Origin of the sequence: Kitasatospora sp. NPDC085895 (assembly GCF_040702125.1) — a bacterium.
Classification (GTDB): domain Bacteria; phylum Actinomycetota; class Actinomycetes; order Streptomycetales; family Streptomycetaceae; genus Kitasatospora; species Kitasatospora arboriphila.
Map to the genome: position 1 here is coordinate 77960 of NZ_JBFBJY010000017.1, position 21090 is coordinate 99049.

At 74.3% G+C, this 21090-nt stretch carries 18 protein-coding genes; 3 read left to right on the plus strand and 15 right to left on the minus strand.

The annotated features are described in order from the left end of the window. Positions 1-23: 23 nt before the first annotated feature. The 8 genes from AB0442_RS13935 to AB0442_RS13970 all read right to left on the minus strand — a co-directional run bounded on the left by AB0442_RS13935 (position 24) and on the right by AB0442_RS13970 (position 5878). Positions 24-1271 (minus strand): cytochrome P450, encoded by a 1248-nt coding sequence (locus tag AB0442_RS13935; RefSeq protein WP_344623238.1) that lies wholly within the window; start codon positions 1269-1271, stop codon positions 24-26. Then, the gene (locus AB0442_RS13940) at positions 1268-1894 is read right to left on the minus strand and encodes an ATP/GTP-binding protein (protein WP_366162831.1); all 627 of its coding nucleotides are present in this window, start codon (positions 1892-1894) and stop codon (positions 1268-1270) included. The genes AB0442_RS13935 and AB0442_RS13940 overlap by 4 nt, the downstream gene beginning before the upstream one ends. Further along, positions 1875-2237 carry a DUF742 domain-containing protein gene (locus tag AB0442_RS13945; protein WP_363542327.1) on the minus strand — a complete coding sequence of 121 codons (363 nt, stop codon included), beginning with the start codon at positions 2235-2237 and terminating at the stop codon, positions 1875-1877. Before AB0442_RS13945 ends, AB0442_RS13940 begins: the two co-directional genes overlap by 20 nt. Further along, on the minus strand, positions 2234-2647 hold the full coding sequence (locus AB0442_RS13950; protein ID WP_363542328.1) for a roadblock/LC7 domain-containing protein: 414 nt from the start codon (positions 2645-2647) through the stop codon (positions 2234-2236). Before AB0442_RS13950 ends, AB0442_RS13945 begins: the two co-directional genes overlap by 4 nt. Beyond that, on the minus strand, positions 2644-4377 hold the full coding sequence (locus tag AB0442_RS13955) for an ATP-binding protein (protein WP_366162834.1): 1734 nt from the start codon (positions 4375-4377) through the stop codon (positions 2644-2646). The genes AB0442_RS13950 and AB0442_RS13955 overlap by 4 nt, the downstream gene beginning before the upstream one ends. A gap of 321 nt (positions 4378-4698) precedes the next feature. Beyond that, on the minus strand, positions 4699-5235 hold the full coding sequence (locus AB0442_RS13960; RefSeq protein ID WP_366162835.1) for a Clp protease N-terminal domain-containing protein: 537 nt from the start codon (positions 5233-5235) through the stop codon (positions 4699-4701). Positions 5236-5237: 2 nt separating this feature from the next. Then, complete coding sequence (locus tag AB0442_RS13965) at positions 5238-5471, minus strand: helix-turn-helix transcriptional regulator (protein WP_095872902.1); 234 nt, start codon at positions 5469-5471, stop codon at positions 5238-5240. Between the two features lie 80 nt (positions 5472-5551). Next, positions 5552-5878 carry a hypothetical protein gene (locus AB0442_RS13970; protein WP_366162837.1) on the minus strand — a complete coding sequence of 109 codons (327 nt, stop codon included), beginning with the start codon at positions 5876-5878 and terminating at the stop codon, positions 5552-5554. A 142-nt stretch (positions 5879-6020) separates the two neighbouring features. Here AB0442_RS13970 and AB0442_RS13975 point away from each other — a divergent pair, with 142 nt between their 5' ends. After that, a complete protein-coding gene (locus AB0442_RS13975) occupies positions 6021-7499 on the plus strand; it encodes a hypothetical protein (RefSeq protein WP_366162838.1) in 1479 nt (492 codons plus the stop codon). A 101-nt stretch (positions 7500-7600) separates the two neighbouring features. Next, positions 7601-8431 (plus strand): hypothetical protein, encoded by an 831-nt coding sequence (locus AB0442_RS13980; protein WP_366162840.1) that lies wholly within the window; start codon positions 7601-7603, stop codon positions 8429-8431. A gap of 75 nt (positions 8432-8506) precedes the next feature. On the opposite strand, the gene AB0442_RS13985 is transcribed toward AB0442_RS13980, so the two are convergent. From AB0442_RS13985 to nrdR, 4 genes are all read right to left on the minus strand, one after another. After that, positions 8507-9061 (minus strand): dihydrofolate reductase family protein, encoded by a 555-nt coding sequence (locus tag AB0442_RS13985; RefSeq protein ID WP_366162842.1) that lies wholly within the window; start codon positions 9059-9061, stop codon positions 8507-8509. Between the two features lie 56 nt (positions 9062-9117). Further along, positions 9118-10056 (minus strand): sigma-70 family RNA polymerase sigma factor, encoded by a 939-nt coding sequence (locus AB0442_RS13990; protein WP_366162844.1) that lies wholly within the window; start codon positions 10054-10056, stop codon positions 9118-9120. Positions 10057-10224: 168 nt separating this feature from the next. Next, the gene (locus AB0442_RS13995) at positions 10225-13104 is read right to left on the minus strand and encodes a vitamin B12-dependent ribonucleotide reductase (RefSeq protein WP_366162846.1); all 2880 of its coding nucleotides are present in this window, start codon (positions 13102-13104) and stop codon (positions 10225-10227) included. A 194-nt stretch (positions 13105-13298) separates the two neighbouring features. Next, positions 13299-13799 carry a transcriptional regulator NrdR gene (gene nrdR / locus AB0442_RS14000; protein WP_363542337.1) on the minus strand — a complete coding sequence of 167 codons (501 nt, stop codon included), beginning with the start codon at positions 13797-13799 and terminating at the stop codon, positions 13299-13301. Between the two features lie 394 nt (positions 13800-14193). Here nrdR and lexA point away from each other — a divergent pair, with 394 nt between their 5' ends. Beyond that, positions 14194-15018: a transcriptional repressor LexA gene (lexA, locus tag AB0442_RS14005; RefSeq protein ID WP_344623225.1), complete on the plus strand. Its 825-nt coding sequence runs from the start codon at positions 14194-14196 to the stop codon at positions 15016-15018. Positions 15019-15128: 110 nt separating this feature from the next. On the opposite strand, the gene AB0442_RS14010 is transcribed toward lexA, so the two are convergent. The 3 genes from AB0442_RS14010 to AB0442_RS14020 all read right to left on the minus strand — a co-directional run bounded on the left by AB0442_RS14010 (position 15129) and on the right by AB0442_RS14020 (position 21064). Next, positions 15129-17213 (minus strand): ATP-dependent DNA helicase, encoded by a 2085-nt coding sequence (locus AB0442_RS14010; RefSeq protein WP_366162848.1) that lies wholly within the window; start codon positions 17211-17213, stop codon positions 15129-15131. Positions 17214-17345: 132 nt separating this feature from the next. Beyond that, a complete protein-coding gene (locus tag AB0442_RS14015; RefSeq protein ID WP_366162850.1) occupies positions 17346-19283 on the minus strand; it encodes a GNAT family N-acetyltransferase in 1938 nt (645 codons plus the stop codon). Further along, positions 19280-21064 carry an IucA/IucC family protein gene (locus AB0442_RS14020; RefSeq protein WP_366162884.1) on the minus strand — a complete coding sequence of 595 codons (1785 nt, stop codon included), beginning with the start codon at positions 21062-21064 and terminating at the stop codon, positions 19280-19282. Before AB0442_RS14020 ends, AB0442_RS14015 begins: the two co-directional genes overlap by 4 nt. Between the last annotated feature and the right edge of the window lie 26 nt (positions 21065-21090).

The window sequence follows — 21090 nt, forward strand, 5'->3', positions numbered from 1 at the left end:
TCCCTGCCCCTCCTCGGGTCTCGTCACTCCGCCACGTAGCCGGGTGTGAAGGCCACCGGCAGCGCCATCAGTCCGCGCACCCAGGCCGAGGGGCGCCACACCAGGGCGCTCTCGGACACCGCGAGGCGCAGGTCCGGCAGCCGGTCGAGCAGCACCTCGATCGCGGTGTTGGCGATCACCTCGGCGGCCTCGCGGGCCGGGTAGGGGCAGCCGTGGTCGCCGGCGGAGAAGCTCAGGTAGGCGCGGTTGCCCTCGGCGGGGCGGCCGGAGTCCTGGCGGACCGTCGGATCGGCGTTGGCGCCGGCGAAGCCGAGCAGCACCATGTCGCCCTTGGCGATCCGCTGGCCGCCGAGGTGGACGTCGCGGGTCGCCCAGCGGCCGGCGAAGATCTGGGTGGGGGTGTCCTCCCAGAGGGCCTCGCCGAGCGCCTGGCCGATCGAGCGGCGGCCGCCGGAGAGGGAGGCGGCGAAGCGCTCGTCGGTGAGCATCAGCCGCAGCGCGTTGGAGATCCAGTAGGCGAGCGGCTGGTGACCGGCGATCAGCAGCACCCGCAGGTCCCGCATGACCTCTTCGTCGTTGAGCCCGGCCTCGTGGGCGAGCAGCCGCGAGGTGACGTCGGAGGCGGGGATCTCGCGGCGCCGGTGGACGAGTCCGAGCATGACGGCGAGCAGCTGCTGGGCGCCCTCCTGGGCGTCGGCGCCGCCGTCGAGCATCGCGAGCAGTCCGCGGATCAGGACGGGGGCCTCGTCCTCGTCGAGGCCGAACAGCCGGCAGAGCACCAGCAGCGGCATCCGGTGGGCGTAGTCGGCGACCAGATCGGCCTCGCCGCGGCCGGCGAAGCCGTCGATCAGCCGGTCGGCGATCTCCTCGGCGTGGATGCGCAGTTCGTACGGGTCGACGGCGGCGAGGGCGTCGGTGACGGCGGAGGAGCGGCGCTGGTGCTCGGCCCCCTCGGCGTAGAGGATCGAGGGGACGGGCGCCATCATCGGCTTGAGCGGCCAGTCCTCGGGGATGTCCGGCCACTGGTTCCAGCGGGTGGAGTCCCGGCCGAAGACCTTGGGCTGGCCGGTGACCAGCTGGAGTTCGCGGTAGCCGATGACCAGCCAGGCGGGGACGCCGCCGGCGAGTTCGACGGGTGCGACCGGGCCGTGGCGGTCGCGCAGCTCCTGGTAGAGCGCGCCGGGGTCGGTCTGGAAGCGGGGCCCGTACAGCGGGGCGGCGTCGGCGTGGGCCGGGCAGCCGGGCGGCGGGGTGGTGACGGGCTCGGTCACGGCGTGTCCTCTCCGGAGGCCTCGGCCTCGGCCATGCGGTGCAGGTGGCGGACGAGTTCGATCAGCACCTGCTTGCTCGACTCGCGGTCCCGTGCGTCGCACTCCACCAGCGGGACGTGGTCGGCGAGGTCGAGGGCGGCCCTGACCTCGGCGAGGGTGTGCTCGGGCGGCCCGAAGTTGTTGCGGACGACCACGAAGGGCGTGCCGTGGTGTTCGAGGCGGTCGATGGCGTACCAGGACTCCTCGAGGCGGCGGGTGTCGACCAGCACCACGGCGCCGAGGGCGCCGCTGAACAGCCGGTCCCAGAGGAACCAGAAGCGTTCCTGGCCGGGGGCGCCGAAGAGGTAGAGCACGTTCTCGGCGCCGAGGGTGATCCGGCCGAAGTCGAAGGCGACGGTGGTCGACCGCTTGCCCTGCACCCCGGTGAGGTCGTCCACGCCCTCGCCGGCGCGGGTCATCGTCTCCTCCGTGTTGAGCGGGCGGATCTCGCTCACCGAGCCGACCAGGGTGGTCTTGCCGACGCCGAAGCCGCCCACCACGACGATCTTCAGCCCGTTCGCGGCGGTGCTGCTGAGCGGGGACCGGCCGGCCGCGGCGAGGGTGTCAGAGCTGTTGGAGACCATGCAGTACCTGCTTCAGCGTGTCGAGGTCGGGCAGGCGTGCCTTGGACGGGGCGAACCTGGGGTGGCGGGCGGTAATCCGGCCGGCCTCCAGCAGGTCGCCCAGCAGGATCTTCACCACGCTGACCGGCAGGGCGAGTTCGGCGGCGAGCTCGACCACGGCCGTCGGGGTGGCGCACAGGGCGAGGATGCGGGCGTGCTCGGACTGCATGCCGGGCACCGGCTCCTGCTCGGTGACGATCAGGGTGACCAGGTCGAAGGCGTGCTCGGGCGGCCGGCTGCGGCCGCGGGTCACCGTGTAGAGCCGGTCCGGGTCCTCGTCCCGGCCGGCGAGCGGCCGCGTCACACCCCGGCCTCGATCTCGCGCGGCGGGGCGCTCAGGAACACCCCGATCTGCTCGATCAGCCCGTGCATGTTGTGCCCGACGACGCCGACGTCGGCGTCGTCGTCGGTGACGACCGCGAGGTGGGCCCCCTCGCCGGCGGCGACGATGCACAGGATGCCGCCGTGGAACTCGGTCATCGACTGGCGGACGCCACCGGCCGCGTTCCCGAACTCGATGGAGGCGCCGTGGGCGAGGCTCTGCATGCCGGAGGCGATCGCGGCGAGCTGGTCGGCCTGGTCGGTGCCGAGGCCGGCGGTGTGGCAGAGCTTGAGGCCGTCGGCGGAGAGCACCAGGGCGTGCCGGGCACCGGGGGTGGCCGTCAGCAGGTTCTCCAGCAGCCAGTCGAGGTCGCGGTCGGTGCTGCTGCTCATCGGGCATCGTCCTTCGAGTGGGCGTCGGGGGACTCGGCCCCTTGCAGGGCCTTGCGGAACGCGCCGAAGCGGGCCGCGGAGAGGGCGGCGGAGCGCTCGGTCCGCGGCGCCGGAGCGGCCGGGGCCGCCGGCGCGGCCGCTGCCAGGGTCTGGCCGCGGCGGCGCTGCGGCAGGGCCCGGGCGGCGGGCGGGGTGTCGGTGCCGGCCCCGTTGCCGGCGTCGTCGTCGGTGGTGTGCGGGCCGTCGGTGCGCCCGGTGGTGACGGTGTCCTCGGTGACGCCGGTGGTGTCCGGGCCGGCGGGGGCGGCCGGGCGGGCGGGCTCCAGGACGGCTCGGGCCGGGCGCGGTACGGCGGGGACGGGTGCGGCCGGGGCCGGTGCGGCGGCCGCGGCGCGGCGCTCGGCCTCCAGGGCCCGGGCGAGGGCGGGCGCGGGGTGGCTGATCAGCTGTTCGGGGATCAGCACCACGACGCCGGTGCCGCCGCGGGCGGACGGCCGGAAGGAGATCGACAGGCCGTGCTTGCGGGCCAGCGAGCCCACCACGGCGAGGCCGAGCCGGGTGCCGGCGGAGAGCGCGCTGAGGTCCAGCGGCTGGGCGGAGACGGCCTGTTCGGCGCGGCGCAGCCAGCTGTCGCTGAGGCCGAGGCCGCCGTCCTCGACGGTGATGACGAGGCCGGAGTGCGCCTCCTCGACGTAGACGTGCACCTCGGCCGGCGGGGCGGAGAAGTTGGCGGCGTTGTCGAGGAGTTCGGCGAGGACGTGCATCACGCCCTCGGCGGCGAACCCGGCGACGGCGGCGGTGGAGGCGTTGTGCAGCCGGACGCGCTGGTAGGCGCCGATCCGGCCGAGGGCGCCGCGCAGGATCGACTCGACGCCGATCGGCTTCGTCCAGCGGCGGCCGGAGCGGGCGCCGGTGAGCACCGCGATGGAGTCGGCCATCCGCCCGACCTGGGCGGTGGAGTGGTCGAGGACGAGCAGGTCGCCGAGGACGTCCTCGCCGTGCCGGTGCTGCATGTCGCGCAGTTCCGCGTGCATGCTCGTGGCCAGCGCCTGGACGCGGCCGGCGGCGGTGGCGCAGACGGCGAGGGCGGCGGCGCGCTGGCGCTCGCCGCGGCCGACGGCCTCGGCGACGGTGCGCAGCAGGGCGTGGTGGACGGGCAGGTCGTGGCCGGCGAGGGCGGTGTCGACCGAGGCGCCGGCGCGCAGCCTCTCGACCACCCGGGGCAGCACCTGGTCGCGCAGGGCGGCCAGTTCGGTGCGTTCCCGGACGGCGGCGCTGTGCGCCTCGTGCAGGGCGGTGAGTTCGGCGCGCGCCGCCTGCCGGTCGGCGCGGGCCTGCTCCAGGTCGGTGCGGATCTCCGCGGTCTCGGCCTGGGCGTTGGCGAGGGCGGCGCGCAGGGCGCCGGCCGCGGTGTGGGCGGCGGTGAGGTCGGTGTGCAGCGCGCCGGCGGCGGCGCCGGTCTCGGCGAGTTCGCGCCGGGCGGCGGCGAGTTCGTGCTCGGCGGCGCGGGCGCGGAGGCCGAGCTTGGCCGTCCAGCCGACGAGGCCGCACCAGAGCAGGGCGGCGACGGCGGCGACGCCCGCGACGGCGGCGCGGTGGACGGACGGGGTGAGGGCGACGGCCGCGGCGGCGGCCGCGGCACCGAGGACCATCCCGGCCCCGGCGCGGACCGCGAGAGCGCCGTCGGATCCCTGGTACGCCGCCCCGGCGGGGCGCGTGCGAGCTCTCATCTGTCTGATCCTCGTGCGGCGTCGGCGGCGGAGCAGGGTGACCGCGGGGCCGGCCGCGGGCATACCGGGCGGGCCGGGGCAGCGTACGACCGAGCGCGTTCCGCTCATTTGATCGGTACACGCGGTCGCCCGATCATATCCATTCAGGTTTTCGACTCAATGGCCGAGTTGACACACAGTCGCACAGGATGACGCTCCGCGCCCGTACCACCCGGTAACCGTGCGGCCGACGGGCTCCGGAAGACGTCCGGCGGGCCGTTCCGCGACGTGGGAACGGCCCGCCGGGGGCGCGCCCGGGGTGGGCGCCGGGTCGGCGCCTGGTCAGCCGAGGACCGCCTCCACGTCCCGGCGCAGCTTGGCGAAGTCCACTCCGCGGCCGGAGAGCACCGCCGCACCCAGGCCCTGGCCCTCGCGGATCAGGCCGAGCAGGATGTGGCCGGTGGCGATCTCCTTCTGCTTGAGGCGGAGGGTCTCGCGCAGCGAGAGCTCCAGGGTCTTGCGGGCACGCGGGGTGAGCCGGCTGTGCTTGCCGGCCCGGCGGCCCTCGGCAGGCCGGCGCTCCAGGGCGCCCTCGCCGAAGGCGGACTCCACGGCCGCCCGGACGGCGTCGAGGTCGACGCCGATCGCGGCCAGCGCCCGGCCGTCGACGTGGCCGCCGGACAGCCGGACGACCTCGGCCCGCGCGGCCTCGTGGTCGAGGCCGTCGGCGGCCAGCAGCGCGGCCACCGGGTCGGCCGGGTCGTGCACGATGCCGAGCAGCAGGTGCTCGGTGCCGACCTTCTCGTGGCCGAGCTCGCGCGCCTCCACCTGGGCCTGCATGACGACGCGGCGCGCGCCGTCCGTGAACCGCTCGAACACGGTCAGCCCTCCCCTCTCGTACCGAAGATCCGCTTGGCGTACTTCTTGTGCACCGCCTGCCGGCTGACCCCGAGGCAGGCAGCGATCTCCTGCCAGGACCAACCCTGCTCGCGCGCGTTGCCGACCTGGAGGTCCTCCAGCCGGTCGGCCAGGTCCCGCAGCGCCCGGACGGCCCGCAGGCCGATCGCGGGGTCGCGGCTGCTCGCGTCCGCGGCGAGCTGTCTCGTCTCGCTCATGCTGTCAACTTAGGTTGACAGGCGCCCGGTGTCAACCCAGGTTGACAAAGACCTCGGGCGGCCGCACCGACGGCGACGCCTCACACGGACCAGTACGCCCGGTCGTTCGGGTTCCGCTCCCCCTCCCTCGGCATCCGGCGTCCGCAGCGCTTGCCCGTCCGGCGCGAGCGCGCGTACGCGTCCAGCTCGGCCAGCCAGCGGCCGCGGTCCTCCTCCAGCACCGCCAGCGCCCGCAACAGCGCCTCCTCGTCCCGCTGGAACGGCCCGGCCAGCCACGCCAGCCGGTCCAGCGTCCCGTGGAATCCCAGCGGCCGGTACAGCTGCACGCACGACCGCAGCGCCGCCACCCTCACCCGGAGCGGCAACCTCGAATCCGCCACCCGCCGGGCATGCCATCCGAAACTCATCCGGCATCCACCTCCAGAAAGTTGAGCCTGCGTCACTTTCGTCCAACCGATGACTCGTCAGTAACATGCCAAGGAATGCGTCGGTCGGCCACCCCCGTCCGGCCTCACCCTGCCCTCACCACCTCGAAGGCGAACCCTCTGCATGTCCATACGCTCCCGCGCGCTCCCCGCACTGGCCACCGGCCTGCTGCTCACCGCCACCGGCTGCGCCGCCTCGGCACCCGCCGCCGAACCGGCCCTCGCCGCCGCGGCCCTCACCACGGAGACCGCCCCGGCGGCGCCGGCCGTGACCGCCCCGAGCAGCACCGACACCCGTGCCGCAGCGGCCCCGACCGCCGCCGTCGCCGCCCCGGCGACCGCCGGCAAACCGGCCGCCGGCACCGGTCGGACGGTCTCCCTCGTCGCCTACGACCCGGCGAGCGGCCGCGCCACCCTGCGCACCGGTAACCCCGGGCACGCCAAGAACCCCGGCAGCACCGGCAGTACGGGCAGCACCGGGAAGACCCCCGCCCCCTCCCGCACCACCGGCGCCCCCCACGACCCGGACGCCACCGCCTCCGCGTCCGCGTCCGCGTCCGCCGCACCGGACACCGTCCGCACCGGCCAGCTGATCGCCAGCCCGCCCACCCCCGCCGCACCGCGCGGCGCCCTGGTCGCCGTCACCGGCGTGCAGAAGACCGCCGACGACGAGGTCGAGGTCACCACCCGCCCCGCCGAGGTCGCCGAACTGCTCGGCGCCACCGCCACCGAGCAGCACCAGGCGATCGACGTCCACGGCATCCGCGTCCAGCCGCTGGTCAAGGACCTCAAGGTCGGCTTCACCACCCGCCCCGGCGGCGGCAACGGCTCCGCCTCGGCCCAGCTCTCCCTCGACGCCGGCACCAGCGTCCCGCTCCCCGGCGGGGCCAAGGCCGACCTCGCCGCCGGCATCCGCCTCTCCCCCTCCGTCGACTTCTCCTACGACGGCCGCGGCATCCTCAAGGGCGGCATCGAGAAGGCCCGCGTCGGCTTCGGCCTCGGCGCCCACGCCGACTGGAAGGTCGGCGCCACCCTCGCCGCCAGCCCCAACCCGCTGCGCGTCCCGCTCGCCAAGCTCAGCGCCAGCCCCGTGCTGACCGTCGCCGGCTTCCCCGTGGTGGTCAACCTCGACCTCACCTGCTACCTCACCGTCGGCGCCGACGGGAAGCTCACCGTCGAGGCCGAACAGGACCTCGACGGCGCCTGGTCCGTCCACGCCGACTACGCCAAGGGCAAGGGCTGGACCACCACCGCCGACCCCGGCACCACCACCGTCGGCCCCGTCCGCGCCAAGCTCAGCGGCGACGCGACCCTGCGCACCGGCCTCACCGCCGAGGCCTCCGTCGGCCTCTACGACACCGTCGGCGTCGCCGCGTCCGTCGAGCCCTACCTCCACACCCGGGTCGCCGGCTCCGTGACCCTCGACACCACGGGCAAGCCCCCGCACGTCGAAGGCAGTTGGACCAACACCGCCGGCCTCGACATCAACGGCAGGCTCTACGCCCAGATCAAGATCCTCGGCACCCCGCTCCTCAAGGCCGACCTCCCCCTGCCCGCCTTCCACCGCGAGTGGCCCCTGCCCTCCCTGAGCACCACCCACTGACCCGCGGCAAGCCGCAGGGCCGGACCTCGACCGAGAAGAGGTCCGGCCCTGCGGTGCAAATCCGTTGGCACCGCGGCCCGTCGGCCGACCAGACTGCGCGGGTGGACTCCCACCCGTCGGCGCCCCATCCGTCGGCGCCCCGCCCGCTCGCCCGGCCCGCCCCCGACCCGCGCGCCCGCGGCCTCGTCCCCGACTTCGCAGCCATGCAGGACCTGATCGCCGGGCTGGTGCCGCCCGACCGGGCGTCCATGGACGTGATGAGCACGCTGGAGACCGTCCGCGAACTCGTCCGGCACTCCTACCACCGGTACGAGTTCGCCACCGCCGCCGTCACGCACTCCCTCCTCGCCCTGGAGCACGTCCTCGTCGACCGCCTGGCCACCGAGCGGCCGCTGCGCGAACTGCTCGACCGGGCCGTCCGCGCGGGGCTCGTCACGACCGACCGCGCCGCCGTGCTCGACCGGGCCCTGCTGCTGCGCGACCGGCTCGCGCGGGGCGCCGCGACCAGCGCCGCCGTCCACCCGGCCGGGGCCGTCGAACTGCTGCGGGCCGTCTTCGACACCGTCGCCATGCTCCTCGGACCGCCGCCCACGGCCGGGGCCGCGGCCCCGGACACCGGCGCTGCCGGGTCCGCCGACCGGCTCGCCCTGCTGTGGGAGGAGCACCGGCGCGCGCCCTACCCCGACAGCTTCCGCGGCGTGGACATCGCGGGCGTCGAACTGATCCTCCTGGACGCCGACGTCGCCGGACTCGTCCGGCGCGAGCTGGACGGCGGACTCGACGCCGACCGGACCGCCGCGCTCTGGCGGTACATCACCGAGCTCGACCGGGTGGTCCCGCTGATCGACGAGGCGTACTGCCGCGCCTACTTCGCGAAGCTCCGCACGGTGGCCGCCCTGGCGGCCGCACGGCACCTCCCCCCGGCGGCCTGACCGCCCGGGTGCCACCCCGGACCCGCGGCACCCCGGACTCGCGGCACCGCGGACGGCCGGCCCCGGCGGCAGGGATCAGCCGGCCCTGCGGTACGTGCTCAGCACGGCGGCGCCGATCCGCCGGACGGACCGGCACTCCAGGTCGGCGTGCGGGCCCTCGGCCGGGAACAGGCGGCGGCCGGTGCCGAGGACGGTGGGGAAGGTCAGCAGCCGGTACTCGTCGACCAGGTCCTCGGCCATCAGCCGGTGCACGACGCTCAGGCTGCCGGTGACGATCACATCGCGCTGCTCGCGCTTGACGGCGTCGACCAGGTCCCCCTCCAGCAGGCGGGAGTTGGCCCAGGCCGAGGTGTCGGTGAGGGTGCGGGACGCGACGAGCTTCGGCACGGCGTTCAGCCGGACGGCGAACGGGTCGTCGCGGCCCGGCCACAGCCGCGAGAACAGCTGCCAGGTCTCCCGCCCGAACAGCATGACCCCCTCGTCCAGCGTGCTGCCGAGCCGGAACTTGTCCCCGGCGACGGCCTCCCGGCCGAACCGGAAGGCCCAGCCGCCCAGCGGCGTTCCCCCGGACCCGTCCGGGTCGGACACGACCCCGTCCAGGGTGATGAATTCGATGACGACGACGCTCACGGCGGATTCCCTTCGGTGCGGTGTTCACCGGTACGTACCGGCCGCACCGCCCGGACTCATCGCCGCCGCCGGAACTCCTCGGCGGAAATCCGTCGCGGCAGGTCGAACACTTCGAGGACGCGCGGATCCGCGAACACCGCGTTGTGCGCGACCCGGCCGCCGACGACGGTGAGGACCTGCACCGTGTGCAGAAGGAGTCCGCCACCGGGATCCGGCGCATAGGCGGCCAGCGCGGGCTGCCCGTTGGCGGTGAGCCGCCGCATGCCCCAGCCGGTGCCGCGCATCCGGAAGACGCGTTCCAGGAACAGGCCGTAGTCCCGGCTGCCCCGGTACCAGAGCGGCACGGGCGGCATCTCCAGGACAGCGTCCTCGGCCAGCAGCCGCACCAGCGCCGCGACGTCGGCCGCCTCGAACGCCCGCACGTAGCGCCGGACCACCGCCCGCACCTCGGGATCGTCCGGTTCCCGGACCTCGCCGGCGTCGCCCACCCCGGCCACGGCCGCGCGGGCCCGCTGCAGCGCGCTGTTCACCGCGGCGACCGTGGTCCCCAACTGCTCGGCGACCTCGGCGGCGGAGAACGCCAGCACCTCGCGCAGGACGAGCACCGCACGCTGGCGGGCGGGCAGGTGCTGCACGGCGGCCACCCACGCGAGCCGCAGGTCGGCCCGCGCCTCGGCGTCGAACCGAGCGTCGGGGAAGGGCTCCAGCCAGGGGACGTCCGGCGCCGGCACGAGCGGCGCCCCGGGATCGTCGCTCGGCACCCCGAGCCCGGACGGCAGCGGCCGCCGCCCGCGCCCCTCCAGCGCCGTCAGGCACACGTTGGTGGCGATCCGGTACAGCCAGGTCCGCACCGAGGCCCGCGCCGGGTCGTAGCGGTCCCGGGCCTTCCAGGCCCGCAGCAGGGTCTCCTGCACCAGGTCCTCGGCCTCGTGGAACGAGCCCGACATCCGGTAGCAGTAGGCCACCAACTCACGCCGGTACGGCTCGAGTTCCATCCGCCCATCATGCCGCACGCCCTCCCCGCCGGGGCCGACGCGGACGGGCGCCACGCGGGGGAACGGCGGAGAGGGTGCCGACCGGTGGTCGACACCCTCTCTCACGTGCGGCCCGGCACGCTCAGCGGCAGGTGCTCACCGGCGCGTCGGCGGCGCTTGCGCCCGCCGTCAGCTGCAGCCGCTGGTGGAGCCGCAGCCCTCGCAGAGGTAGCAGCTGCCGGCGCGGCGCATCTTGGTGCCGCAGGAGAAGCAGAGCGGCGCGTCGGCGTTCAGGCCCAGCTGGATCTCCACCAGTTCGGTGGAGTTGTGGGCCTGGACCGGGGCGGCCTGCGGCTTCGCCGGGGCGGGCTGCTCGGCAGCCCTGGGGGCGGCGAGCGGCGCGGACTGGGCGAGGCCCTCGACGTCCACCTCCTCCTCGACGGGCTCGTAGGAGCCGGTCTCCAGGTGGCGGGTGCGCTCCTCGACGGAGTGGATGCCGAGCGCGGAGCGGGTCTCGAACGGCAGGAAGTCCAGCGCCAGGCGGCGGAAGATGTAGTCGACGATCGACTGCGCCATCCGCACGTCCGGGTCGTCCGTCAGACCGGCCGGCTCGAAGCGCATGTTGGTGAACTTCGAGACGTAGGTCTCCAGCGGCACGCCGTACTGCAGGCCGACCGAGACGGCGATGGAGAAGGCGTCCATCATGCCCGCGAGGGTCGAACCCTGCTTGGACATCTTCAGGAAGACCTCGCCCAGGCCGTCGTCCGGGTAGGAGTTGGCCGTCATGTAGCCCTCGGCACCGCCGACCGTGAAAGAGGTGGTGATGCCCGGGCGGCCCTTCGGCAGGCGCTTGCGGACGGGGCGGTACTCGACGACCTTCTCGACCGCGGCGGGCGCCTCGGCGGCCTTCGCCTCGACGGCCGGGGTCTTGGTCTTGGCCGAGAGCGGCTGGCCGACCTTGCAGTTGTCGCGGTAGATGGCGAGCGCCTTCACACCGAGCTTCCACGCCTGGAAGTAGATCTCCTCGACGTCCTCGACCGAGGCGTTCTCGGGCATGTTGACCGTCTTGGAGATGGCGCCGGAGATCCACGGCTGGATCGCCGACATCATCCGGACGTGGCCCATCGGCGAGATGGACCGCTCGCCCATCGCGCAGTCGAAGACCTCGTAGTGGGCGGTCTTCAGGCCGGGGGCGTCGATCACGTTGCCGTGCTCGGCGATGTGGGCGACGACCGCCTCGACCTGTTCGTCCTGGTATCCGAGGCGCTTCAGGGCGCGCGGCACGGTGCCGTTGACGATCTGCATCGAGCCGCCGCCGACGAGCTTCTTGAACTTGACCAGCGCGAGGTCCGGCTCGACGCCGGTGGTGTCGCAGTCCATCATCAGGCCGATGGTGCCGGTCGGGGCGAGCACGGAGGCCTGCGCGTTGCGGAAGCCGTTGGCCGCACCGAGGCGGACGACGTCGCCCCAGGTCTCGGTGGCGGCGGCCCACACCGGGGCGTCCAGGTCGTCGACCGCGACGGCGGCGGCGTTGGCGTCCGCGTGCTGCTGCATGACCCGGCGGTGAGCGGCGGCGTTGCGGGCGTAGCCCTCGTACGGGCCGACCACGCCGGCGAGTTCGGCGCCGCGCCGGTAGGCGGTGCCGGTCATCAGCGAGGTGATGGCACCGGCCAGGGCGCGGCCGCCCTCGGAGTCGTACGCGTGGCCGGTGGCCATCAGCAGGGCGCCGAGGTTGGCGTAGCCGATGCCGAGCTGGCGGAAGGCGCGGGTGGTCTCGCCGATCTTCTCGGTCGGGAAGTCCGCGAAGCAGATGGAGATGTCCATCGCTGTGATGACCAGCTCGACGACCTTGGCGAAGGTCCCGGCGTCGAACGAGTCGTCGTCGCGGAGGAACTTCATCAGGTTGAGCGAGGCGAGGTTGCAGCTGGAGTTGTCCAGGTGCATGTACTCGGAGCAGGGGTTGGACGCGTTGATGCGGCCGGACTCCGGGCAGGTGTGCCAGTGGTTGATGGTCGAGTCGTACTGGATGCCCGGGTCGGCGCAGGCCCAGGCGGCCTCGGCCATCTTGCGGAACAGCTTCTTGGCGTCGACGGTCTCGATGACCTCGCCGGTCATCCGGGCGCGCAGGCCGAAGGTGGTGCCGTTCTCGACCGCGGTCATGAACTCGTCGGAGACGCGGACGGAGTTGTTGGCGTTCTGGTACTGGACGGAGGTGATGTCGTCGCCGCCCAGGTCCATGTCGAACCCGGCGTCGCGCAGGGCGCGGATCTTCTCCTCCTCCTTCACCTTGGTCTCGATGAAGGCCTCGACGTCCGGGTGGTCGACGTCCAGGACGACCATCTTCGCGGCGCGGCGGGTGGCGCCGCCCGACTTGATGGTGCCGGCGGAGGCGTCGGCGCCGCGCATGAAGGAGACCGGGCCGGAGGCGTTGCCGCCGGAGGAGAGGAGTTCCTTGGAGGAACGGATGCGGGAGAGGTTGAGGCCGGCGCCGGAGCCGCCCTTGAAGATCATGCCCTCTTCCTTGTACCAGTCGAGGATCGACTCCATGGAGTCGTCGACGGCCAGGATGAAGCAGGCGGAGACCTGCTGGGGCTGCTTGGTGCCGACGTTGAACCAGACCGGCGAGTTGAAGCTGAACACCTGGTGGAGGAGGGCGTGGGTCAGCTCGTGCTCGAAGGTCTCGGCGTCGTCCGGGGTGGCGAAGTAGCCGTGCTTCTCGCCGGCGGCGCGGTAGGTGAGCACCACGCGGTCGATGATCTGCTTGAGGCTCCACTCGCGCTGCGGGGTGCCGACGGCGCCGCGGAAGTACTTCGAGGTCACGATGTTGACCGCGTTGACCGACCAGAAGTCGGGGAACTCGACGCCGCGCTGCTCGAAGTTGATCGAGCCGTCACGCCAGTTGGTCATGACGACGTCGCGGCGCTCCCAGGTCACCTCGTCGTAGGGGTGGACGCCAGGAGTGGTGTAGATGCGCCCGATCCGCAGGCCGCCCTCGGGAGCCTTGCCGGCCGCCTTGGTCGCCTTGCCGGACTTCGACCCGCGTGCGGAACCGCTCGTCGTGTCAGTCACTTCTTCTTCCTCCTCCTGGGCAAACGCCCTGGACGCCCCGATGCTTCCGGCTTGCGGGACATCCGGTGGTTCGCTTCTCCTGGTGTGCGGGCAGCACGGAACGCCGACCGCTTTCGCACGTTGTGTTGTGTTCTGCACCCGTCGAGCGGGCATGCGCCGACCGCGGACGGTCGGAGCGGTGGCCTGCCGCGGCCCTAGGGCGCGGCGGCGGCGTGGGAGGACAGCGCGGCGCCGTCCTCCGGGACGAAGGGCCGCTCGGCGCGGAGCTCCGCGATGGCGGCCTCGAAGTCCTCCAGGCCGTCGAAGGCCCGGTAGACCGACGCGAACCTCAGGTACGCGACGACGTCGAGCTCCTTGAGCGGGCCCAGTATGGCCAGACCGACGTCATGGGTGGACAGCTCGGCACTGCCGGAGGCGCGCACGCACTCCTCGACCCGCTGGCCCAGCTGGGCGAGCGCGTCCTCGCTGACCGGCCGGCCCTGGCAGGCCTTGCGGACGCCGGAGATCACCTTCTCGCGGGAGAAGGGCTCGGTGACGCCGCTGCGCTTGATCACCATCAGGGTCGCGGTCTCCACCGTGGTGAAACGGCGGCCGCAGTCGGGGCACTGGCGGCGGCGGCGGATGGAACTGCCGTCGTCGCTGGCCCGGCTGTCCACGACCCGGCTGTCAGGATGCCGGCAGAAGGGGCAGTGCACCTGAGGACTCCCTCCCGAAGGGCATGACAGCGGACCGGGCCACTCTACGCGATGAGCGGGGGTCCACAGCAAGCTCGACCACAACCTGTGGGCCCGACCGGTGAGACTGGCACAAGATCTAGCGCTCGGGGGTCACGCCACGCCGAACGGATCCGGTTCGTCCGCAGTGCCTGCGCCGCCGTTCGAGCGGCGCGTTCCGCGGACCGGGTCGAAATCTCCGGGGCCGGTGAAATAGACTGCCGGAGTCGAACATTTAATCGATGTACACCCAAAGCCTTGATCGCGTCAGCGGACTGCTAAATAATTCACTCGAACGTGTGTTTGGCGCAACCTTTCGATAGGGGCACCAGTTGAGCAGGGCAAGGGAGAAACGCCTGTCCAATGAGGGGCCGCGATGAACACCGTAGAACTCAAGAGCAACTCCATCCCGGTGCAGGAGCGCTCCGCGCGCACCACGGACCAGCAAGGCGTGGACCACAGCATGAGCCGTAGCCAGCCGATCGAGCACGCCGCCGTGCAGGACACCGTGCTCGGCGCGCCCGCCCCCACCCGCTCCCTGCCCGGCCGCCCGCCCGGGATCCGCACCGACGAGGCCGGCCTGACGGAGCGCCAGCGCCGGGTCATCGAGGTCATCCGGGACTCCGTCCAGCGCCGGGGCTACCCGCCGTCCATGCGCGAGATCGGCCAGGCCGTCGGCCTCTCCTCCACCTCCTCCGTCGCCCACCAGCTGATGGCCCTGGAGCGCAAGGGCTTCCTCCGCCGCGACCCGCACCGCCCGCGCGCCTACGAGGTCCGCGGCGTCGAGGTCGCCCGCCCGAACACCGCCGAGACGGCCGGCCGCCCCTCGACCTCCTACGTGCCGCTGGTCGGCCGGATCGCCGCCGGCGGCCCGATCCTCGCCGAGCAGACGGTCGAGGACGTCTTCCCGCTGCCGCGTCAGCTGGTCGGCGAGGGCGAGCTCTTCGCGCTCACCGTCCGCGGCGACTCGATGATCGAGGCGGCCATCTGCGACGGCGACTGGGTCACCGTCCGCCGGCAGCCGGTCGCCGAGAACGGCGACATCGTCGCCGCCATGATCGACGGCGAGGCCACCGTCAAGCGCCTCAAGCGCGAGGACGGCAAGATCTGGCTGATGCCGCACAACCCCGCGTACGACCCGATCCCGGGCGACAACGCGACCATCCTCGGCAAGGTCGTCGCCGTGCTGCGGCGCCTCTGACGGGCAGACGCACGGGGGCGCGGAGAACTGCGCGGGGCTCACGGCCCGCGCGGCTCCCCGCGCCCCCTTCTGTCCGTCCGGCACCCTCGCGGGCCGTCGCCGCCGGGCTCCTACTTCACCGGCTTCACCGGCGGGGCCGAGGCGTCGATCGCCGCCAGCGAGCGGCGGACCTGGTTGCGGTCGTTGGTGTACCAGAAGTCCGGCATCGACGAGCGGAAGAAGCCGCCGTACCGGGCGGTGGCCAGGCGCGGGTCGAGCACCGCCACCACACCCCGGTCGTCCGCCGCACGGACCAGCCGACCCGCACCCTGCGCCATCAGCAGCGCCGCATGGGTCGCCGCGACCGCCATGAAGCCGTTCCCGCCGGCCTCCTCGACCGCCTTCTGCCGGGCGCTCATCAGCGGGTCGTCCGGCCGCGGGAAGGGGATGCGGTCCATGACGACCAGCTGGCAGGCCGAACCGGGCACGTCCACGCCCTGCCAGAGCGACAGGGTGCCGAACAGGCAGGACTCGGCGTCCGAGGCGAACGCCTTGATCAGCTCGCCGAGCGTCTCCTCGCCCTGCAGCAGGATGCGGTTGTCCAGCCGCTCGCGCAGCGCCTCGGCCGCGGCCTGGGCGGCCCGCATCGAGGAGAACAGGCCGAGCGTCCGCCCGCCGGCCGCGCCGATCAGCTCGGCGAGTTCGTCCAGCATCGCCGGCCGGTCCGGCTCGCGGCCGGGCGGCGGCAGGTGCTTGGCGACGTAGAGGATGCCCTGCTTGGGGTAGGTGAACGGCGAGCCGACGTCGAGGCCGCGCCAGGACGGCGGGGCGTCCTCGCCGCCGTCGGGCTCCGGCTCGTCCGGCGTCCGCTCGTCGGGCAGCCGCCCCTCCACCGGCAGGCCGACCGAGGCGGCGACGCCGTTGAAGTCGCCGCCCAGCTTGAGGGTCGCCGAGGTGAGCACCACCGAGCGGTCCCGGTAGAGGTTCTCCCGGAGCAGGCCGGAGACGGAGAGCGGGGCGACCCGCAGCGAGGCCGTGCCGGCCCCGAAGCGGTCGCTGCGCTCGATCCACACCACGTCGTAGGCGGAGTCCTGGAGCAGCCGGTCGGTCGTCTCGTGCAGCGACTCGGCGGAGGCCATGGCCTGCTTGCGCACCGCGTCCTCGTCGGAGAGCGAGCGGTCCCGCGTCTCGCCGAGCGAGGTGATGACCTGGCGGGCGGCGTCCCGGATCGCGGTGACGGCGTAGGCGAGGTACTCGGGCAGCTCCTCGACCCGGCCGGGCTGCGCGGTCTCCATCAGCCCGTGGTAGTTCTCGGCGGCGGCCTGGAGGGCGTCCACCGCCTTCTCGTTGGCGAGCTTGGCGGCCCGCCGGACGGCCCGGTTCACCGCGTGCACGGTGAGCTCGGCGGTGGCGGCACCGGTCACCCGGTTCACCAGCTCGTGCGCCTCGTCGATGATCAGCAGCCCGTGCTCGGGCAGCACCGGGGCACCCTCGATGGCGTCGATCGCCAGCATCGCGTGGTTGGTGACGACGACGTCCGCCACCTTGGCCCGCTCGCGCGCGGCCTCGGCGAAGCACTCCTGGCCGTAGGGGCACCTGGAGGCGCCGAGGCACTCGGAGGAGCTGACGGAGAGCTGGGCCCAGGCCTTGTCGGAGACGCCCGGCGAGAGGTCGTCCCGGTCTCCGGTCTCCGTCTCGTCCGCCCAGTCGCGCAGCCGCACGACGTCCTGGCCGAGCTTGCTGCTCGGGCCGCCGAGCACCTCGGCGGCGTCGAACAGGCCCTCGCCCTCGTCCGCCGGGGTGCCCTCGTGCACCCGGTGCAGGCACAGGTAGTTGGAGCGGCCCTTGAGCATCGCGAAGAGCGGGCGGCGGCGCAGCACGGGGTGCAGGGCGTCGACCGTCCGCGGCAGGTCGCGTTCGACGAGCTGGCGCTGCAGGGCGAGGGTGGCGGTGGCGACCACGACGCGGTCGCCGTGGGCGAGGGCGGGCACCAGGTAGGCGAGGGACTTTCCGGTGCCGGTGCCGGCCTGGACGAGGAGGTGTTCGCCCTCGTCGACCGCGTCCGCGACGGCCTCGGCCATCCTGACCTGGCCGGGGCGCTCGACGCCGCCGACCGCGGTGACCGCGGCGTGCAGCAGCTCGGGGATGCGGGAGCGCGGTACGGGGGCCGGCGTGTCGTCGCCCGGCAGGGGCAGGGGTGCGGAGTCGTTCGTCATGACGCCGCCCACCTTATTGCGCGCCGCCGACAATCGGTGCGCGCCGAGGCGGGCGGGGTCGGCCCGCCCGCCGGGCCGGGCGCCCCGTGCGCCCCGGCCCGGCGGGCCGCCCCGGCGGGTCGGCTGGGGTGCTCAGGCGCCGCCCGGCGGGGCGAAGCTGGTCCAGGCGGTGCGGGCGGGCAGCGGGTGGAGCTCCTTGCCGGCGACGGCGTTGAGGATGACGGCGGCGCGGTGGGCGCCGAGGCCCAGGTCGGGGGTGCCCACGCCGTGGGTGTGCAGCTCGGCGTTCTGCACGTAGAGGCCGCCGGTGAGTTCGGGCCGGGTGGCGACGCGGTGGTCCAGGTCGACGCGGTAGCGGCCCCGCTCGTCCCAGTCGATGAGGGCGGCGATCGGGTCGAGGGCCTCGGGGCGGGTGGCGCGGTAGCCGGTGGCGAGCACCACGGCGTCGGTGCGCAGGACGTGGTCGGCGCCGGAGTCGGTGTGCCGGCAGTGGAGTTCGAGGCCGCCGCAGGGCCCGCTGCGGGCGGCGGTGACGGCGGTGCCCGGGACGATCTCGACCGGGTCGCCGCCGGGCGGGCGGCCGACGGAGCGCTCGTACAGCAGGTCGTGGATCTCGGCGAGGGTCTCGGCGCTGGCGGCCTTGTGGAGCTGCCACTGGGCGGGCACCAGGTCGTCGCGGACCTCGCGCGGGAGGCTGTGGAAGTAGCGGGTGTAGTCGGGGGTGAAGTGCTCCAGGCCGAGCTTGGAGTACTCCATGGGGGCGAGGGCGCGGGTGCGGCTCAGCCAGCGCAGCCGGGTGCCGTCGTCGGCGCGGCGGCGCAGCAGGTCGAGGAAGACCTCGGCGCCGGACTGGCCGGAGCCGAGGACGGTGATGTCGCGGGCGCCGTCGAGGCTGTCACGGCGTTGCAGGTAGTCGGCGGAGTGCCAGACCCGGGGGTGGCCGGCGAGGTCGGCGAAGGCGGCCGGCCGGTGCGGGCGGGTGCCGACGCCGAGGACGACGTTGCGGGCGCGGATCTCCTCGCCGCCGGCCTCGGCGCGGAACAGCCGCTCGGCGGTGTCCCAGCGCAGGGCGGTGACGGGGGCGCCGAAGCGGCAGTTGGGCAGCCGGTGGGCGACCCAGCGGCAGTAGTGGGCGTACTCGCGGCGGGAGAGCTGGAAGCGCTCGGCGAAGTAGAAGGGGTAGAGGCGTTCCTGGTGCCGCAGGTAGTTGAGGAAGCTCCAGGGACTGGTGGGGTCGACCAGGGAGACCAGGTCGGCGAGGAAGGGCACCTGCATCCGGGCGCCCTCGACGAGCATTCCGGGGTGCCAGCGGTACTCGGGCTCGGCCTCGCAGAAGAGCGCGGAGACGGCGTCGGCGGCGCCGTGGGCGAGGGCGGCGAGGGAGAGGTTGAAGGGGCCGATGCCGACGCCGAGCAGGTCGTACGGTTCGCCGCCGTCGCGGGGGGCGGGGAGCGGGCGGGGACCGGGCCGGGAACGGACCATCAGTGCGGCGCGCTTGTCGGGGAGTTCGAGTTCGCCGGCCTGCCGGAAGCCGGCCCGTTCGAGGGAGCGGCGGCAGGCGGTGTTGCGGAGGTCGGGTTCGGCGAGCACCCGGTGGCAGTCGGGGCGGCGGGCGAGGACGTGGTCGGCGAGGGCGGCGAGCAGGACGGCGCCGAGGCCGCGGCCGCGGGCCGCGGGCGGGCCGAGCAGCAGGTGGATGCCGGTGTCGTGGGGGCGCGCCGGGTAGTGGGCGGCGATCGGGTCGAGGTCGGCCCGGTAGATCTCCCAGTAGCTCATCGGGGTGCCGTCGAGCAGGCCGAGGCAGGGCAGGCTGCGGCCGTCGCCGTCGAGTTGGGCGCGCAGGTGCCGCTCGGTGCGGTCGGGCGGCCCGGCGAGCTGCCACCAGGTGTCGACGGCGGGGTCGTTCATCCAGCCGGCGATCAGCGGGAGGTCGTCGGGCAGCCGGACGGGGCGGAGCCGGAACTCGCCGGCGGGGGTGGCGATCGGGCCGTGGTCGGCGACGCCGTCCGGCGGGGCCGGGCGCTCCCCCGGTGCCGGAGCCGCCGGGGCCGGGGCGGTGGCCGGGGTCATGCGGCGGCCACCGGGTTGGGGATGTCGACGTAGACGGACTGCGTCTCGACCGGGCCGACGAGTTCGTCGAGGCCGTGCAGCCGGGTGAGCAGGTTGGCCTTGCAGCGCAGGGCGGCGGCGGTGAGCAGGTGGGCGGGCAGGCCCGAGCCGGTGGCGGCGGCGCGCGGGCCGGCGAGGAAGCGGCGCAGGGCGGCGAGCAGCACCTCCTCGTCGGCGAGCCGCTGGGCGCCGAGGGCGCCGATCAGGCCGAGGACGTGGTTGATGCCGAGGTAGTAGGCGAAGCGCTCGTCGGCGACCCGGTCGGGGACGAAGGTGTCGCTGGCGCTGCCGAGGCCGGGCAGCCGGGCGGTGAGCCGTTCGGCAGCGGAGTCGCGGTAGTAGTAGCCCTGGTTGTCGCGGTAGCGGCCGCCGACGGGCCAGCCGTCTCGGTCGAGCAGGACGAGGCTGTTCTGCTGGTGCGCCTCCAGGGCGATGCCGGCGGTGCCGTCGAGCCAGAGGACGGGCAGGACGACGGCGTCGAGGTAGCGCAGGAACCATTCGGCGGCGACGGTGCCCGGGCGGCGGCCGGTGCGGTCGGCGAGGGCCGCGAGGAGGCGGCCGAGGTGCGAGTCGAGCCGCTGCCCGGCGGGGTGCTCGGCGAGCAGGCCGGCGAGGCAGTGGACGCGGTCGGCGGGGCCGAACGGCTGGTGGCGCAGCACGGTGGACAGCCCGTCGGGGTCGGTCAGACCGGGGTGGTCGACGCCGATCCAGGCGGGGTCGCGGACGATGTCGAAGCCGGGGTGGGCGGCCCGCCACTCGGCGGCGAGGCCGGCTTCGAGCAGGCGGTGGACCTCCGTGCCGCGGTGGAGTTCCTTGCGGAGGTTCTCGCGGCGGGAGTTGGTGATCCGCAGGCCGAGCGAGAGCTTGAGCATCCAGGGGGTGCCGGGGCGGGTGACGGTGCGGACGGAGGAGGTGGGGTGCCAGGGGTCGCCGTGCGGGCCCAGGTCGTGCAGCAGGCCCTGGTCGAGCAGGGCGGCGACGGCGGGGCGCAGCGCGAGTTCGCGGGCCTGCCAGGGGTGGAGCGGCAGGGCGGCGGTGCCGGGCGGCAGGAGGCGGGGGGCGGCGAGGAGCCGTTCGGTGATCCGGTCGGCGCTCTCCGCGGTGGCGGAGTCGGCGGCGAGCAGGGTGCGGTCGACGGCGTACCAGTGGAGGCGGAAGGAGCCGTGGAGTTCGGGCGAGTAGGCGCGGCTCTCGGCGGGGCCGAGGCCGTCGCGGCTCTTGGGGGTGGGGTGCAGGGGGTGGCCGAGCAGCAGGGCCTGTTCGGAGCGGAGGAAGGGGGTGTGGCCGGCGGGGTCGGCGGCGGTGCGGCGGTGGGCGAGGATCTCGGTGGTGCGGGCGACGGAGTCGGCGACCCGGGCGGCGAGGTCGGCGATCCGGCCGGGGTCGGTGTGCCGGCCGTCGCCGTCGGCGGTGCGGGCGAGCAGGGCGGTGGCGGTGACGGCGTCGACGGGTGCGGCGGGGCCGCCGGGCCCGGTGCCGACGGTGGCGGGGCCGAAGCGGTGGCGGCCGCACGGCGACCAGTAGCGGACGGGGGCGCTGAGCCGGGCGGCGCCGCCGAGGACGGGGGCGTTGAGGCGTCCGGCGGCGTCGGGCCGGGTGCCGGTCTCGCGGGCCCAGCAGCGCAGGACGGCTTCGGTGGTGGCGTGTTCTGCGGCGGTGGCGGGGTCGGGGTGGAGCAGCGGGTCGTCCGTCCCGGGGTGGTCCGGCGGGTCGGGAAGGGCGCCGGGAAGGGGATCGTGCAGGGGGTCGTCGTCCGGGGTGCGGCGCG